The 15,436-nt window shown below is 39.3% G+C and carries 17 protein-coding genes and 1 pseudogene; 14 read left to right on the forward strand and 4 right to left on the reverse strand.

Annotated elements, in window-relative coordinates; translation table 11 throughout:
* Together ACJMMI_RS06500 and guaA are read left to right on the forward strand one after the other, a co-directional pair.
* On the forward strand, positions 1-454 hold a 454-nt coding region (locus ACJMMI_RS06500; protein ID WP_405354395.1), incomplete at its 5' end, for an adenylosuccinate synthetase.
* A gap of 18 nt (positions 455-472) precedes the next feature.
* A complete protein-coding gene (gene guaA / locus ACJMMI_RS06505) occupies positions 473-2,020 on the forward strand; it encodes a glutamine-hydrolyzing GMP synthase (protein WP_405354396.1) in 1,548 nt (515 codons plus the stop codon).
* Between the two features lie 218 nt (positions 2,021-2,238).
* Here the strand turns inward: guaA and ACJMMI_RS06510 are convergent, their stop codons facing one another.
* Positions 2,239-2,763, reverse strand: coding sequence for a helix-turn-helix domain-containing protein (locus ACJMMI_RS06510; RefSeq protein ID WP_405354397.1), 525 nt, complete (start codon positions 2,761-2,763; stop codon positions 2,239-2,241).
* Between the two features lie 284 nt (positions 2,764-3,047).
* Here ACJMMI_RS06510 and ACJMMI_RS06515 point away from each other — a divergent pair, with 284 nt between their 5' ends.
* From ACJMMI_RS06515 to ACJMMI_RS06565, 11 genes are all read left to right on the forward strand, one after another.
* Entirely contained in the window at positions 3,048-3,239 is a 192-nt protein-coding gene (locus tag ACJMMI_RS06515) for an HTH domain-containing protein (RefSeq protein WP_101029136.1), read from the forward strand.
* Positions 3,239-4,315, forward strand: a complete 1,077-nt coding sequence (locus ACJMMI_RS06520; RefSeq protein ID WP_405354398.1) for a tyrosine-type recombinase/integrase — start codon at positions 3,239-3,241, stop codon at positions 4,313-4,315. The genes ACJMMI_RS06515 and ACJMMI_RS06520 overlap by 1 nt, the downstream gene beginning before the upstream one ends.
* A gap of 4 nt (positions 4,316-4,319) precedes the next feature.
* Entirely contained in the window at positions 4,320-4,655 is a 336-nt protein-coding gene (locus ACJMMI_RS06525) for a plasmid mobilization protein (protein WP_405354399.1), read from the forward strand.
* Positions 4,645-5,757: an AAA family ATPase gene (locus tag ACJMMI_RS06530; protein WP_405354409.1), complete on the forward strand. Its 1,113-nt coding sequence runs from the start codon at positions 4,645-4,647 to the stop codon at positions 5,755-5,757. Before ACJMMI_RS06525 ends, ACJMMI_RS06530 begins: the two co-directional genes overlap by 11 nt.
* Positions 5,751-5,879, forward strand: a complete 129-nt coding sequence (locus tag ACJMMI_RS06535) for a hypothetical protein (RefSeq protein WP_405354400.1) — start codon at positions 5,751-5,753, stop codon at positions 5,877-5,879. Before ACJMMI_RS06530 ends, ACJMMI_RS06535 begins: the two co-directional genes overlap by 7 nt.
* A 122-nt stretch (positions 5,880-6,001) precedes the next feature.
* Positions 6,002-7,258, forward strand: a complete 1,257-nt coding sequence (locus ACJMMI_RS06540; protein WP_405354410.1) for an MATE family efflux transporter — start codon at positions 6,002-6,004, stop codon at positions 7,256-7,258.
* Between the two features lie 484 nt (positions 7,259-7,742).
* Entirely contained in the window at positions 7,743-8,195 is a 453-nt protein-coding gene (locus tag ACJMMI_RS06545) for a DUF3795 domain-containing protein (RefSeq protein ID WP_405354401.1), read from the forward strand.
* A 27-nt stretch (positions 8,196-8,222) separates the two neighbouring features.
* Positions 8,223-8,384 carry a hypothetical protein gene (locus tag ACJMMI_RS06550; RefSeq protein ID WP_405354402.1) on the forward strand — a complete coding sequence of 54 codons (162 nt, stop codon included), beginning with the start codon at positions 8,223-8,225 and terminating at the stop codon, positions 8,382-8,384.
* A gap of 180 nt (positions 8,385-8,564) precedes the next feature.
* Complete coding sequence (locus tag ACJMMI_RS06555; protein ID WP_405354403.1) at positions 8,565-9,404, forward strand: transporter substrate-binding domain-containing protein; 840 nt, start codon at positions 8,565-8,567, stop codon at positions 9,402-9,404.
* Positions 9,405-9,406: 2 nt separating this feature from the next.
* On the forward strand, positions 9,407-10,057 hold the full coding sequence (locus ACJMMI_RS06560) for an amino acid ABC transporter permease (protein ID WP_405354404.1): 651 nt from the start codon (positions 9,407-9,409) through the stop codon (positions 10,055-10,057).
* An 11-nt stretch (positions 10,058-10,068) separates the two neighbouring features.
* Positions 10,069-10,869: an amino acid ABC transporter ATP-binding protein gene (locus tag ACJMMI_RS06565; RefSeq protein ID WP_405354405.1), complete on the forward strand. Its 801-nt coding sequence runs from the start codon at positions 10,069-10,071 to the stop codon at positions 10,867-10,869.
* A gap of 536 nt (positions 10,870-11,405) precedes the next feature.
* Here ACJMMI_RS06565 and ACJMMI_RS06570 read toward each other — a convergent pair.
* Entirely contained in the window at positions 11,406-12,041 is a 636-nt protein-coding gene (locus tag ACJMMI_RS06570) for a 4'-phosphopantetheinyl transferase family protein (protein WP_405354406.1), read from the reverse strand.
* A 475-nt stretch (positions 12,042-12,516) separates the two neighbouring features.
* On the opposite strand from ACJMMI_RS06570, the gene ACJMMI_RS06575 reads away from it, so the two are divergent.
* Entirely contained in the window at positions 12,517-12,780 is a 264-nt protein-coding gene (locus ACJMMI_RS06575) for a hypothetical protein (protein WP_405354407.1), read from the forward strand.
* Between the two features lie 587 nt (positions 12,781-13,367).
* Here the strand turns inward: ACJMMI_RS06575 and hcp are convergent.
* Positions 13,368-15,005 (reverse strand): hydroxylamine reductase, encoded by a 1,638-nt coding sequence (gene hcp, locus ACJMMI_RS06580; protein ID WP_405354408.1) that lies wholly within the window; start codon positions 15,003-15,005, stop codon positions 13,368-13,370.
* A gap of 148 nt (positions 15,006-15,153) precedes the next feature.
* Positions 15,154-15,436 (reverse strand): annotated as a pseudogene (locus tag ACJMMI_RS06585) (coproporphyrinogen III oxidase); the annotation flags it as partial.

The following is a 15,436-nucleotide window of genomic DNA, read 5'->3' on the forward strand; positions in this document are numbered from 1 at the left end:
TGAATTTGTTTCTGAAATCTTTGGTGAAGAGGCTGATGAGCTCAGAAGAAGAGGCGGCGATGGTGGCGAATACGGTGCTACCACAGGCAGACCTCGTAGAATGGGTTGGCTTGACCTTGTAGCTACACGCTATGGCTGTAAGGTACAGGGTGCTACTCAGGTTGCATTCACAGTACTTGATGTTCTCGGCTACCTTGATGAAATTCCTGTATGTGTTGGTTATGAACTTGACGGTGAAGTTATCAACTACTTCCCATCAACAACAAAGCTCAAGAGATGTAAGCCAATTCTCAAGAAATTAAAGGGTTGGAAATGCTCAATTTCCGGCATTAAAGAATACGACAAGCTTCCAAAGGAATGTCGTGACTATATTGAATTTGCAGAAGAGCAGATTGGTGTGCCGATTAAGATTGTATCTAACGGCCCATCAAGAGATGATATTATTTACAGATAAACAAAGGCTGGTAATCTAATGAAAAACAAAGAAAGAGTTATTGTCCTCGACTTTGGTGGACAGTATAATCAGCTTATTGCAAGGCGAGTTCGTGAGTGCAATGTGTATTGTGAAATACTGCCTTATACTGTCAGCCTTGACAAAATTAAAGAATTAAACCCAACCGGTATTATTTTTACCGGCGGCCCAAACAGCGTTTATGACGAAAGCTCACCTCATATAGCAAAAGAGATTTTTGAGCTTAATATTCCTATCCTCGGCATTTGCTATGGCTGTCAGCTTATGGCATACACTCTTGGCGGTGTTGTAACTCCCGCTACAGATAATTCATCTTGTGAGTATGGCAAAACTATGACCAATTACAACAATAATGATGTTATCTTAGCAAATGTGCCTGAGCATGGCATTTCATGGATGAGTCATCGTGACTACATCAGCACAGTTCCTGACGGATTTACTGTAACTGCAACAACAGCAGTTTGCCCTGTTGCAGCTATGAGCTGTCCTGAAAGAAAGCTTTACGGTGTGCAGTTCCATCCGGAAGTAAACCATACTGAAAATGGTAAGGATATGCTTCGCTCATTCCTTTATGATGTATGCGACTGTAAAGGCGAGTGGCAGATGGATAGCTTTATTGACTCAACAGTTGCCAAACTTAAAGAACAGATTGGCGACAAGGGTGTAGTTCTCGGACTTTCAGGCGGTGTTGATTCATCGGTTGCAGCAGCTCTTCTCAGTAAAGCTGTCGGCAAGCAGCTTACCTGCGTTTTTGTTGACCAGGGACTTATGCGTAAAGACGAGGGCGACTTTGTTGAGCAGACATTCACAAAGCTTTTTGATATGAATTTTGTTCGCATTAATTGTCAGGAAGAATTCCTCTCAAAGCTTAAAGGTGTTTCTGAGCCTGAGGCTAAGAGAAAGATTATCGGCACAGAATTCTATAATGTATTCTGGAATAAAATTCGTGAAAGCTACGGCAGCGGATATTTTGCACAGGGCACAATTTACCCTGACAGAATTGAGAGTGGTAAGGGCGATGCCGCAAAGATTAAAACCCACCACAATCAGGTAGAAGTTCCAAAGGATATTACCTTTGAGGGTATTATTGAGCCTTTACAAGATTTGTTTAAGGACGAAGTGCGTGTAGTGGGCGAAAAGCTTGGACTTCCTCATGAGCTTGTATGGCGTCAGCCATTCCCGGGTCCCGGACTCGGTGTAAGAGTTATCGGCGAAGTGACTGCTGATAAGGTTAAGATTTTGCAGGAAGCAGACGCTATCCTCAGAGAAGAAATGGATAAGTGTGGCTACGCTTCTCAGATGAGCCAGTTCTTTGCAGTCCTTCCGGGTGTAAAGACAGTAGGTGTAATGGGCGATTCCCGTACCTATGATGAGCTTGTCGCAATCAGAGCTGTAACTACTGACGACTTTATGACCGCCGACTGGGCAAAAATCCCATATGATATCCTCGGCAGAGTTTCAAGCCGTATCATAAATGAAGTAGAACATGTAAACCGAGTTGTTTACGACATAACCTCCAAACCCCCCGGAACAGTGGAGTGGGAATAAATCGAAAAAGTCTGAAACCCCAGTAATATCAAGGGTTTCAAGGTTTTCAAAGAGCCCGTTGATAAGATTTTGATAAGATTCTGCTCGGTACCCTTTATCGTGTGTATCGAGTGGTTTGTGAGTAAAAAGTAATATCTTGTGGCTCGCAAAAATACCATATTAACATTAAACCCCGTACTGACGGATTAAAGTCAGTACGGGGTTTTTGTCGTTGGCAATTATTTTAACTTATCTTTGAACGCTTCGACCATAGCGTCGCTGAAATTCTGTGACGGTACTTTTACAAAGCCGGAAGTTTCATCGTACTTTGGATAATTGTAACGCCACTTATCATATTCGTCACGGTTAATGTCGCCGTTATGATATTTCTCGGCTTGTTCAGCCCACGCATTAAGCATTTCCGAAAGCTCGGCAGCGTCCGTCCCCTTGCGAGGGTCTGCATACATCGAAACACCGTTTTCAGTCTTCACTATTGTCAATCCGTATCTGTCCTCTAATGTAAACAAGGTGTGCATTAACCCTATGTAGCTGTCAATGTCGGGAACAGAAAGAGCCTGCGGAGATATATCAAAAACCTCTGCAAGTTTATTTGTTAAATCTGTTTTTGGTGTTCTTGAGCCGGATTCATACTGTGCCATACGAATGTCAGCGGTTTTTTCGGGAAATCCGACCACCTGTCCTAAATATTTCTGTGTCATTCCGCAAAGATTACGAAAGAATCTTATTCTCTCTCCGATTGCCATAAAATTGCACTCCTTACTTATGTAATGTGCAATCAGTATATCATATATGTTTAGCATATGTCAAGCAACATAAAATAAAAAAGTTTAATATTCTTGCAAAAACTACTTGACATAACGGAATATGTTTAGTATAATCATTAAGCGAATAGCGTTAAGTCTGTTTGCAAATAATTGAATATCCGTCATACATCACGGTAATGGTGTATCCGCTCGGGCAAATCGGAATGCGGTCAGAAAGTATCCGACAATAAATAACCAAAACAATTATAAAGGAGGTGTTTTTTATGACAGAAAAGTCTTTTATCAGAGCCGATGAGGTTGCAGAGGAATTGGATGTATCGAAATCTTATGCATATAAGGTTATAAAACAGCTCAACGATGAGTTGAGTGCAAAAGGATATATCACAGTTGCAGGACGCATCAGCCGACAGTATTTTAATGAAAGAGTTTACGGAGCAGAAAGGAGAGAGGTATAATGCCGGCTTACAAAAACAAAGACAACGGAACTTGGTATGTGATGACTCAATACACAAATTGGAAAGGCGAACGCAAGCCAAAGTGTAAGCGAGGATTTGATACCAAACGAGAGGCGCAGGAATGGGAGCATACTTTCCGACAACAAAATTCGGGAGATTTGGATATGCCCTTTTCTGCCTTTGTTGAAATCTACCGTCAAGAGCAAAAGCCACGATTAAAAGAAAGCACTTGGCAAACAAAAGAAAACATTATTCAGCAGAAAATTCTGCCGTATTTTGAAAATTACAAAATCAATGAGATTACAACCAAAGATGTACGAGCTTGGCAAAATGAAATGCTTGCATATCGCAATGAGGAGAATAAGCCCTATTCTTCATCATACCTGAAAACGCTGCACAATCAACTTTCCGCCATATTTAATTATGCGGTAAGATTTTATGACTTGCGAAGCAATCCAGCAGCAAAAGCCGGAAATATGGGTAGTGAAGAACGCAAGGAAATGCTGTTTTGGACAAAGGAAGAATATCAAAAGTTCTCCGAAATAATGATGGATAAACCGATTTCTTACTATGCTTTTCAAATGCTCTATTGGACAGGTATCCGTGAGGGAGAATTACTTGCTCTTACTCCTGCTGATTTTGATTTTGAAAAAGGAACAGTAAAAATCAGCAAAACGTATCAACGAATAAAAGGTGAAGATATGATTACTTCACCGAAAACAAAGAAAAGTAATCGAACGGTACAAATGCCGGATTTTCTTTGTACTGAAATGCAGGAGTTCTTTGATATGCAGTACGGGCTGAAAAGGAAAGACCGTATTTTTAACATAACGAAAAGCTATCTTCATCACGAAATGGATAGAGGCTCAAAAGCCGCAGGGGTAAAGCGTATTCGTATTCACGATTTAAGGCACAGTCATATCAGCCTTTTAATTGATATGGGATTTTCAGCAGTCGCCATTGCAGACCGAGTGGGACACGAGAGTATAGAAATTACTTATCGCTATGCCCATCTGTTCCCGTCAAAGCAAAAAGAAATGGCAATAAAACTTGATTTTATGAATAAAGGAGTGTGATATTATGTCAGCCAAAAATGTTGATAAGTATAATCGTTTTCGCAGTATTACCGTAGCTTTCAGAGTATCTCCCGAAGAACAAAAAGAGCTAAACAGAGCCATTGCTCTTTCGGGATTGCCCAAGCAGGAATATTGTTATCGCAAATGTATGGAGCGTGAGGTGGTCGTTCAACCGAGTCCGAGAGTTTACAAGGCTCTTAAAACTCAAATGGAATTCGTCCTTAATGAATTGCAACGAATTGGTGTCGGTGGGAGCATTGAGCCGGAGCTTCTTGATACTATCGACCTTATCGCTACCACAATGAATGGATTGAAAGGAGATGACAACAATGGAAAATAAAAAAATGACCGCTCCGATTGTATCTGTTGGCGCAGATACGGAGCAGTCACCAAATGTATGTAATGATAGTATAACCGATTTTAATGAGGATGGCAAGAGCTTAGATGATTATCTTGAGGAAATGCAAAAAGAATTTTCAAAGCAAATGAGTCCGTCGTATCTCAAAACAGTTTCGATGAGCGAGTTGTATGATACGGTTTTTAATGTTCAAACACCGTTGATAGACGGTTTGCTACAAAGAGGCACTTATATTTTTGCAGGCTCTCCAAAGGTGGGGAAAAGTTTTATGATGGCACAGCTTGCTTATCACATAAGCACAGGCACACCGTTATGGGGTTACAAAGTGCGAAAGTCAACCGTGCTTTACTTTGCACTTGAAGATGACTATCCCCGCTTGCAAAAGCGATTGTTTCAAATGTTTGGTGCGGAAGAAACAGATAATCTGTATTTTGCCACACAATGCAAAACATTGAACGAAGGCTTGGACGAACAAATTAAAGGCTTTATGGAAGAACATTCAGATACTGGCTTGATCATTATCGACACATTAAAGCGTGTTCGTGAAGCCGGCGGAGCCGATTACAGCTATGCAAGTGACTATGATATTGTAGCAAGGCTAAAATCATTGGCGGACAGCTACAATGTTACAATGCTCATTGTTCATCATACTCGCAAGCAAAAAGCGGAAGATATTTTCGATATGATTTCAGGAACAAACGGATTGATGGGAGCCGCCGACGGAGCGTTTGTTCTCAGCAAAGAAAAACGAACTTCTAATAACGCCATACTTGATGTTGCCGGTAGGGATCAACAAGATATGAAAATTCATCTTGTGAGAGATGTCGAAAAACTAATTTGGAATTTTGAGAAGTCCGAAACAGAATTGTGGAAAGAGCCGCCTGAACCGTTACTTGAAAAAATTGCAACAACTCTTTTGTCGGAAAGTAAAGTGTGGGAAGGTACAGCTTCCGAACTCTGTGAAATTCTCGGAGAAGATGTTATGGATGCTGTACTGGCTGCAACATTGAAAGACTTGATAGAAGATGGAATTGTTGAAAGAAAATCTTATGATGAAATTCCACTAAAGTCGAGTATATGCTGACACAAAAGGGAAAATCAGTTGTGCCTATTTTGCAAAATATTTGCCAATGGTCGGTTATTTTTTATAAAGAAGATACCGAAAATGAAATGGTGCAATGCCTGAAATGTGATCATCATAGATAGGAGAAAATATACATTAATGAGGTTAGAATATGAAAAATGATAATAATCTGTTGGCTGATATGCCTGTGCCAAGTGCTTTTTTTAAACTTGCGATTCCGGCGATAGCAGCGTAGCTAATTAATATATTATACAATTTAGTGGATAAGATGTTTATCGGACGTATTCCATGTGTTGGAAAACAGGCACTGGCAGGAGTTGGTGTAACAACCCCTGTAATTTTAGCGATTTCGGCTTTTGCGGCTCTTGTGAGTATGGGTGGTGCACCGAAAGCATCTATTTTTATGGGAAAAGGCAATAACGAGTATGCAGAAAAAGTTATGGGAAGCTGTACCTGGCTGCTGATTATATTATCTGTGGTGTTGACAGGAATTATGCTTGTTTTTGGTAAGCCCATTTTGTTGTTATTCGGTGCGAGCAGTGATACTATTACTTACGCCGTTGATTATATGAATATTTATTGTCTTGGCACTTTATTTACACAATTGACGATAGGGTTAAATGCTTTTATAACGGCACAGGGAAAAACTCTGATCAGCATGTGTAATGTAGCTGTTGGAGCTGTAACTAATATTATTCTTGATGCAGTATTTATTAATGGTATCGGCATGGGAGTAAAGGGTATTGCATTGGCAACAGTTATTTCACAGGGAGTATCTGCATGTTTTGTTATCCGTTATCTCACAACAAATAAAAGCAAATTACATTTACATTTCAGAAATATTTGCTTTGATGGACAGATTATTTGGTCTTGTATTTTGCTTGGTACTTCACCGGCATTGATGCAATTGACAGAAAATATGGTGGCAATCAGTTTTAATACATCTTTGCAAAAGTATGGAGGTGATATGGCGGTAGCATCTATGAGTATTCTTAATAGCGTTATGCAATTCGTTATGCTGCTTTTACCGGGACTGGTGCAAGGGGCACAACCATTGTTAAGTTATAATCTTGGAGCAAAAAATATATCCAGAGTAAAGAAAACATTTCGATTATTGCTTATATGCTGTGTCAGCGGCTCATTTCTTATTTGGCTTATATGTATGACACTGCCTAACACGGTTGCTTCTATTTTTACCAGCGATGCTGCTTTGATTACTTATACAAATAAAAGCATGAGGGTATACCTGGCAATGCTTTTCATCTATGGAATACAAGTCGCATGTCAGTATAGTTTTGTAGCATTAGACCAAGCACCAAAAGCAATCTTTCTTACTATCTGGCGTAAAATTATTATACTTATACCGTTAATTTTTATTTTACCACATTTTGTGCCAAATGCGGTAATGGGTGTATATTTGGCTGAACCGATTGCTGACACCATTGCTGTGTGTACTACGGCACCTATGTTTTATTCTTATTATCGGAAATTGAAGTGCTAAAATAATCAGACTTACAAATTCAAGTTTGTTGGGATAGTGAAAAATATTTGTCTTATTGTGTTTTGCAATATGGTGTTGATTCCCTAAGCAAATTTGCTTTATAATCTGAATCAGAACATAATGCTATTATCCACAGTTACGAAGCGAGTGTTATCAATACCTATAACAAAATGATAACATTAATGGATAATACTTTGCTTATTACTCAATTGGTTGATGGGCTGTACATAACAACCTGAATTGCAAAAGTTCGGCTTAATTGCCGGGCTTTTTTCTTGGATAAAACAAGGTGCAAACCACAGGGAATTATTCTGTACTAATTTAAGCAAAAATTTAAGCAAAAATTTTCCGACCGTTAGTAAACCATAAATTCAATTATCAATATCTCGCTAACATTAAAACAAAACTTTTTAAAACTATTGACATTAATATTATCTTGCATTATAATAATTATCCAAATTTTTGAAATAATTGGAGGAAAAGTATGAAATCATTATGTGGTGCGGATTGTGATAACTGTGGTTTTGGTAAGAGCAAAAATTGCAAAGGATGCACAGCTACAAAAGGGTGTCCGTTTGGCAAGCAATGCTTTGTTTATGGATACATAAAGAATGGCGGAAAGGAAAGCTTTGAGGTCCTGAAAAAACAGTTGATTGCTGAGTTTAACTCGCTTAATGTGCCCGGTATGCCTGCTATTGACGAGCTTTACGCTATGAATGGCGAGTATGTGAATCTTGCTTATCTAATGCCTAACGGAGAAAGAACTAAATTGCTCGATGACAATAGTGTGTATTTATGCAATCAGGTTGAGTGTGAATTTAATGACGGTTCATTGATAAGCTGCTTTGGCTTGGTGGCAGGTCTTGATTTCTTGCTTGTAAGCGAATATGGCGAAAACTGTACAAACCCTGAAATTGTTGTGTATAAAAGAAGATAAGACTCTAAAAATGAGTGTTGAAATTTCATGAAAAATAAATCAGATGAAGATTACAGTTTATATAATGACAGTCCCATTGGCAAGATAGTATCGGTTACAGTTGACCGACCGCTCGGCAGCTTTCACCCAAAGCATAGGGATATTTTCTACGCTGTAAACTATGACCATATAAAAGAAAAAATTCTATGACAGCTATGTTATTATGTAACATATTTCTCTTAAATAATTATATTTCATATCTCAGCAATATTTTCCTTGTAAAATGCTAACAAAAATGAAAAATATGTCGAAAACACTTTACTTTGCTAATGTGATAATGCTATAATATAGTGTAGCTATTTGCTAAGTTAAATTACGGAGGAAAATTTTATGAAAAAGATTTCAGCTTTGGTACTTGCAGGCGTTATGGCGGCAACAGCTCTTGCAGGTTGCGGTGGTTCAAATTCAGCATCTAACACAGGTTCTCAGGCAACAGAGAACGATTGGACTTATATTCAGAATAAAGGCGAATTGGTAATCGGTATCACATATTTTGAGCCGATGAACTATATGGACGAGAACGGTCAGCTTACAGGTTTTGAAACTGAGTTTGCTACAAAGGTTTGTGAGAAGATGGGCGTAACTCCTAAGTTCCAGAAGATTGACTGGGATTCAAAGGAAGTTGAACTTAACGCAAAGACAATCGACTGCATTTGGAACGGCCTTACAATCACAGACGAGCGTAAGGAAAATATGAGCATTTCAACTCCTTATATGGAGAACAAACAGGTTATGGTTGCCAAGGCAGATATTGCAGATTCACTCACATCAGCAGACGCACTCAAGGGCAAGACTGTTGTTGCAGAGAAGAAGTCAGCCGGCGAAGAGGTTGCTCAGAGTGACGAGTTCTTCACAAGTGCAGATTATGTATCTGTTGACTCACAGGCTAAGGCATTGCTTGAGGTTAAGTCAGGCACAGCTGATGTAGCAGTAATCGACTATGTAATGTCAATCGGCACACTCGCCGAGGGCTCGGATTACGCAGATCTCAAGGTAGTTTCCGACAAGGCTTTCTCACCTGAGCAGTACGGCATTGCACTCAGCAAGGACAGCCCGGAAACTCTCGCAAAGCTTAATGATGCAATTCAGGCTTGTGCAGATGACGGCTCACTTGAGCAGATTGCAGAGAAATATAATCTTCAGGACTTACTCCTTGTAAAGGCTAAATAATTATGAACCAGTTTTTAAATGTTACAAACAGCCTCTTAGAGGGCTTTGGACAGAACTGCCTTATATTTATAGTTACAATTCTTGCGGCTATGCCACTCGGACTTATTGTTTCTATGGGCTCAATGTCCAAATTCAAGCCGATTAAGTGGATTACAAGAACATTCGTGTGGATAATCAGAGGCACACCTCTTATGCTCCAGCTTTTCGTTGTGTTCTATGTTCCACCGCTTATGACAAACGGCGGCTTTAACTTTTCAAGAATAAATGCCGCACTTATTGCATTTATCATCAACTATTCGGCTTATTTTTCAGAAATTTATCGTGGCGGTATTGAGTCTGTGCCAAAGGGACAGTACGAGGCAGGACAGGTGCTTGGTATGACAAAGCCGCAGATTTTCTTTAAGGTTGTGCTTATGCAGGTTGTAAAGAAAATTACAGCACCAATCGGCAACGAAATCATAACACTTGTAAAGGATACATCACTCTCAAGTGTAATTGCAATCCCTGAAATTCTGATGATGGCAAAGGATTTCTCAATGCAGGGACTTATCTGGCCATTGTTCTACTCGGCAGTATTCTACCTTGTATTCTGCGGTGTACTTACTATTTTGTTCTCATTCATTGAGAAAAAGCTTGATTATTACAAGGGTTAAGGAGGGGTAGTATGTCATTGTTAAGCGTTGAAAATATCCGTAAAAGCTACGGCAAAACTCCCGTCCTTAAGGACATCAGCTTTTCGCTTGAAAAGGGCGAGGTGCTTGCGATAATCGGCTCGTCCGGTTCAGGCAAGACCACACTTTTGAGATGTCTTAATTTCCTTGAAACCCCTCAGAACGGCAAAATTTCCGTCGGTGACAAGGTGTTGTTTGACAGCAACGATTCTGCAAAGGCGAGTGACGCACAGATTCGTAAGAACAGACTGCACTTTGGACTTGTGTTTCAGTCTTTTAATTTGTTCCCACAGTACAGCGTAATTGATAACATTATGCTTGCACCTCGACTTGCCGCAAAGGCCCAAATAAAGCAGACAGGCGAGTATATGGGTGCGAAAAATTACAAGGACGCACAGAAGCTTATCAGAGAAACAGCACTGAGTTTGCTTGATAAGGTAGGACTTTCTGAGAAAAGCGAGTCTTATCCTTGCAACCTCAGCGGTGGACAGCAGCAGCGAGTTGCCATTGCAAGAGCATTGGCTCTTAATCCTGATGTTTTGTGCTTTGACGAGCCGACCTCGGCACTTGACCCAGAGCTTACGGGAGAAGTGCTGAATGTAATAAGAAGCCTTAAAACTTCGGACAGCACAATGATTGTTGTTACTCATGAAATTGAGTTTGCAAGAGATGTTGCAGATAAGATTATCTTTATGGCTGACGGTGTAATTGCCGAACAAGGCACACCTGAGCAGGTAATTAACAATCCACAAAACCCAAGAACACAGGCTTTCTTGTCAAGATTTAATCATTAATATGCTTATAAAAAACGCTCTGACTTAATGCGGTCAGAGCGTTTTGTTGTGTCGCTATAAATTGACTTGTTAATGGTCGAGAATTAAGCGGCTAAAAATTTGCCTATATTTTCTGCTCGGATAAAAAATTTAGGTCGAGCCTTTTTAAAGGCTCGTGGGTTTGGGCAAAGCCCAAGAATAGTTGTGACTATTACAATTTATTAGGCACAAACAGCAACGCTGTTTGTGTGTTAAATCAAGGTTTGACAAAACAGGCGACAGCCTTTTAATAAGAAATAATTTATAAATAGAAAAAGAATATCTTTTCTGTTTTGAGTTGCTATCGCAATTATAAGGCATTAGCCAGTGTGTTCAATAGCTAAACAGCAAGCTGTTTGGCTATTGAAACTTTGTGTTAGTTAAAAGCTTTGTGGGCTTTGCCCACATCCACAACCTTTAAAAAAAGGTTGACTAAACTTTTTTTGCTCGGGTATAAAGTTTGTGACAGTTCAAGGGAAAAGTTCCCGACCGTTACAAACCATAATTCCCTCAAAATTTTACAAAGCATCTGTAAATTCAATTTTACTCGGCGGTTGTTCAAGACTGCAAATTGCAAAGGAATGATTTTTAAATTCAAACTGAGTGATATAGCAATCTTTCTTTATACCTTTTTCTGATATAGAAATATTATTGCCCTCTATATTGATTTCAAAGCTGTTAAGCGGAGTTCTCAGCCCCTCACCGCTCAGCTTTATGTAGCTTTCCTTAATTGTCCATAGCCTGTAAAATGCTGTTGAGGTATTTTCTGAATAAGAAATATAATCAAATTCATTTTGAGTAAAAAATCTTTTTGCAATGTCAAGGTGTGGCTTTTTTATGATTTCCACATCGCACCCGATTTCCTTTTCTGAGCTTACCCCAAAGGCAAAATTGCCCGAATGTGCAGCATTAAAGTAAATGCCCTCTGCATACGGTTTGCCATTACTGCCGTAGCGTATCGAATTTATATCAATATTATTCTCACAAAGAATTTTGTTTATAATAAGACCTGCACCCACACATCTTTTGCGGTCATCAGCAAGCTTGTATTTCAAGACTTTTTCCTGCCTTTTTGGCGGCAAAGTGTCAAGAATTGTGCTGTCCTCAAGCGGGTCGCAAAGTGCCGAAATATCAGCTAAATAGAGCTTTATCAATGTATTCACCTCTGCTTTGATGTAATTATAGCCTTATTTTTGTTTTTAGTCAATGCTGACAGACCTTTAATTCTATTCCAAAAAAAATCAACTTTGTAAAAAGAGTCAAATTTTTGTTCTAAATGATATTCTATAATGGTGAAAATGAATATCCATTGTCAAAACAAAATGAAGATTATGCAAACAAACGTTCGTGCCGTTGTGAAAACAATACAAAAATACGAGTGCTAAATTATAAGTGTTGCACATCAAAATAGCATACTGCACAATGAAATATTTCTAAAACTGTTGACTTTCACGAACTTTTGAGTATAATAATAATTGTCAAGTAAATAGTCCGCTTGACTATCGACTGATTAACCAGTCACATTACTCGAGTAAAATTAATTAAGTCGAATTAAAGTCTAGATTTTGCCAAATGGTAAATGGCGCACAAAAAAATATAAATTTCATATTTTTAAAGGAGGAAATTTTTATGACACCAATCCTTAATTTACACAACATTGATGTAAGCAAATTCCTCGCTGTGCTCGATACCTGCGAGGGCAATGTATATCTCGTTACAAGCGAAGGCGACAGATTAAACCTTAAGAGTAAGCTTTGCCAGCTCGTTGGCTTAACACAGCTTATTGAGGGCGGCAGAATTGCCGAGGCAAGCATCATCTGCGATAACAAGAACGATGAATCAAAGCTTTTCAGATTCAACTTCTTTGGTGACACAGGTGCTAAGGTTGGCTAAGCCTGAGTTACATTGATTATACCGTATTTAACGATACTTTCAAAACTTCATAAAAACTAAGAACAGTCGCAGCAATGCGGCTGTTTTTGGCTTAAAAACTATGGGCAAAACAGCGTATAACTGCTTTGCCCGATTTTATTATGGTTATGTTTTAAATGTTGATAAATTATGGTTTGGCAACGGTCTGGAAATTTTCTTTGAATTGGCACAGACTTTATACTCGAAAATAAAAATTTGTTCAACGTTTTTAATGGTTGTGGGTGTGGGCAAAGCCCACAAAGCTTTTAACCAAAGTCCGATAGCCAAACAGCCTGCTGTTTGGCGGCTTGAACACAACAGCGAAAGCCTTTTACTTGCGATAGCAATAAGAAAAACCATTAATTATATAATGAAAAATTAATTATTTCTTATTAAAAGGCTGTCGCCTGTTTTGTCAAACTTTGCTTTAGCACACAAACAGCCTTGCTGTTTGTGCCCGATAGAATGTTATAAAAACAACTTTTCTTGGGCGTTGCCCAAACCCACGAGCCTTTAAAAAGGCTCGACCTAAATTTTTTGTTAATTTTCCGAAACTCTCTGCTAAACCATTATTTATTAAAGAAAAGCTTAATGTCATCCTCAACTGAGCCTATGCCTGAAATGCCAAAGCTATCCACAAGCACATTCAGCACATTTGGTGAAAGGAATGCAGGGAGGGTAGGACCGAGGTGAATGTTTTTTACTCCGAGATAGAGCAGAGAGAGTAGCACGATTACCGCCTTCTGCTCGTACCACGCAATGTTATACACAATCGGCAATTCGTTAATATCATCAAGTCCGAACACCTCTTTGAGTTTTAACGCAATAACAGCAAGTGAGTATGAATCATTACACTGACCTGCGTCAAGCACACGGGGAATACCGTTGATGTCGCCTAAATTAAGCTTGTTGTACTTGTATTTTGCACAGCCTGCTGTGAGAATCACCGTATCCTTTGGCAATGCTTTTGCAAACTCGGTATAGTAATTTCTTGACTTTGCTCTGCCGTCACAGCCTGCCATTACAACAAAGCTTTTAATGTCACCGTTCTGCACAGCCTCAACGACTTTGTCGGCAAGTGAAAGCACCTGATTGTGAGCAAATCCGCCGATAATTTCGCCTTTTTCAATTTCAACAGGCGGTTTGCATTTTTTTGCAATATCAATAATCTCAGTAAAATCCTTAACTTCTACGACCTCACCGTCAATATGCTTTACACCCGGATAGCCTGCTGCACCTGTTGTGAACATTCTGTCCTTGTAACTGTCCTTTGGCGGAACAATGCAGTTTGTGGTCATAAGAATTGCACCGTTAAAGCTTTCAAATTCCTCTTTCTGTTTCCACCACGCATTGCCGTAGTTGCCTACAAAATGGTCATATTTTTTGAAATGTGGGTAGTAGTGTGCAGGGAGCATTTCTGAGTGAGTATATACATCCACACCGCTGTCCTTTGTCTGTTCCAAAAGCATTTCAAGGTCTTTTAAGTCGTGTCCCGAAACAAGAATTGCAGGGTTATTGCGTACGCCGATGTTTACCTTTGTAATCTCAGGATTGCCGTAGGCTGATGTGTTCGCTTTGTCGAGCATTGCCATACCGTCAACTCCGAACTTGCCGGTTTCAAGTGTAAGTGCCACAAGGTCATCAACTCCAAGGGTATCGTCAAGGAGCATTGCCAATGCTCTCTGCAAAAATGCGTCAAGCTCTGCATTTTCTTCCATAAGCACATTTGCGTGTTTGCTGTATGCCGACAGTCCCTTTAAACCATATGTGATAAGTTCTCTTAGACTTCTGATGTCCTCGTTTTCTGTAGCAAGCACACCCACAGTAATGGCCTTTGCCATAAACTTGCTTTCGTCATCGTTCCACAATGCCGCACTCGGAAGTTCTGATTTGTCGCTTAATTTTCCAAGCAATTCTTCTTTGATTTCAAGTGTATTTTTAATTCTTGCGACAATTACATCTTTGTCAAAATTTGCGTTTGTAATTGTTGTAAAGAGGTTGAGAGTAATAAGATGATTTACGCTTTTTTCAATCTCCTTGCCCTCTGCTCTGAGTCTTGTTGTAACCGCAGAAATGCCCTTTGTAACATACACAAGCAAGTCCTGCATATTTGCGGTATCTGCCTTTTTACCGCACACACCGCTTACAGTACAGCCCGAACAATTCGCAGTTTCCTGACACTGATAGCAAAACATTTTATAATCCATAAGTTGCCTCCGAAATTTTATATTTATGCAAGGTTAATTAGCTTTTGCTGACCTTGTGGCATAAGTATAATATATTTTCGTCTGCAATTATGTTGCTGTGGCAACGGAATATGAATTTGTAAAAATTTATAAAATTGTAAAATGTTGTTTATATCAAATCAGATATAATTGTATTAGAAACTAAAAATCCCTTTGGAGTAAAGGAAAATGAATTGCCGTTTTGCACCATAAAGCCGCTTTTAATATAAAGCTGAGCCTTGTTAAAAAAGCTTTGCGGCAGGGGAGTGCCGTATCTTTTTTCGTACTCGTCAGCGTTAAGTCCCTTTTTAAGCCTTAACGAGAGCATTATAAATTCCTCGGCTGTTCCGCGTTCTCCGTCATCAATAATTTTGTTCGCCTTTAAATTCTCTATTTTTCTGTAATATAAAAAA

It is taken from the genome of Ruminococcus sp. (assembly GCF_045129435.1).
In the GTDB taxonomy this organism is placed as follows: Bacteria; Bacillota; Clostridia; order Oscillospirales; family Acutalibacteraceae; genus Ruminococcoides.

Excerpts from the sequence above, each read along its gene's own strand:
- guaA (WP_405354396.1), top strand. The coding sequence starts at position 473 with ATGAAAAACAAAGAAAGAGTTATTGTCCTCGACTTTGGTGGACAGTAT.
- ACJMMI_RS06510 (WP_405354397.1), bottom strand. The coding sequence starts at position 2,763 with ATGGCAATCGGAGAGAGAATAAGATTCTTTCGTAATCTTTGCGGAATG.
- ACJMMI_RS06515 (WP_101029136.1), top strand. The coding sequence starts at position 3,048 with ATGACAGAAAAGTCTTTTATCAGAGCCGATGAGGTTGCAGAGGAATTG.
- ACJMMI_RS06520 (WP_405354398.1), top strand. The coding sequence starts at position 3,239 with ATGCCGGCTTACAAAAACAAAGACAACGGAACTTGGTATGTGATGACT.
- ACJMMI_RS06525 (WP_405354399.1), top strand. The coding sequence starts at position 4,320 with ATGTCAGCCAAAAATGTTGATAAGTATAATCGTTTTCGCAGTATTACC.
- ACJMMI_RS06530 (WP_405354409.1), top strand. The coding sequence starts at position 4,645 with ATGGAAAATAAAAAAATGACCGCTCCGATTGTATCTGTTGGCGCAGAT.
- ACJMMI_RS06535 (WP_405354400.1), top strand. The coding sequence starts at position 5,751 with ATGCTGACACAAAAGGGAAAATCAGTTGTGCCTATTTTGCAAAATATT.
- ACJMMI_RS06545 (WP_405354401.1), top strand. The coding sequence starts at position 7,743 with ATGAAATCATTATGTGGTGCGGATTGTGATAACTGTGGTTTTGGTAAG.
- ACJMMI_RS06550 (WP_405354402.1), top strand. The coding sequence starts at position 8,223 with ATGAAAAATAAATCAGATGAAGATTACAGTTTATATAATGACAGTCCC.
- ACJMMI_RS06555 (WP_405354403.1), top strand. The coding sequence starts at position 8,565 with ATGAAAAAGATTTCAGCTTTGGTACTTGCAGGCGTTATGGCGGCAACA.
- ACJMMI_RS06560 (WP_405354404.1), top strand. The coding sequence starts at position 9,407 with ATGAACCAGTTTTTAAATGTTACAAACAGCCTCTTAGAGGGCTTTGGA.
- ACJMMI_RS06565 (WP_405354405.1), top strand. The coding sequence starts at position 10,069 with ATGTCATTGTTAAGCGTTGAAAATATCCGTAAAAGCTACGGCAAAACT.
- ACJMMI_RS06575 (WP_405354407.1), top strand. The coding sequence starts at position 12,517 with ATGACACCAATCCTTAATTTACACAACATTGATGTAAGCAAATTCCTC.
- hcp (WP_405354408.1), bottom strand. The coding sequence starts at position 15,005 with ATGGATTATAAAATGTTTTGCTATCAGTGTCAGGAAACTGCGAATTGT.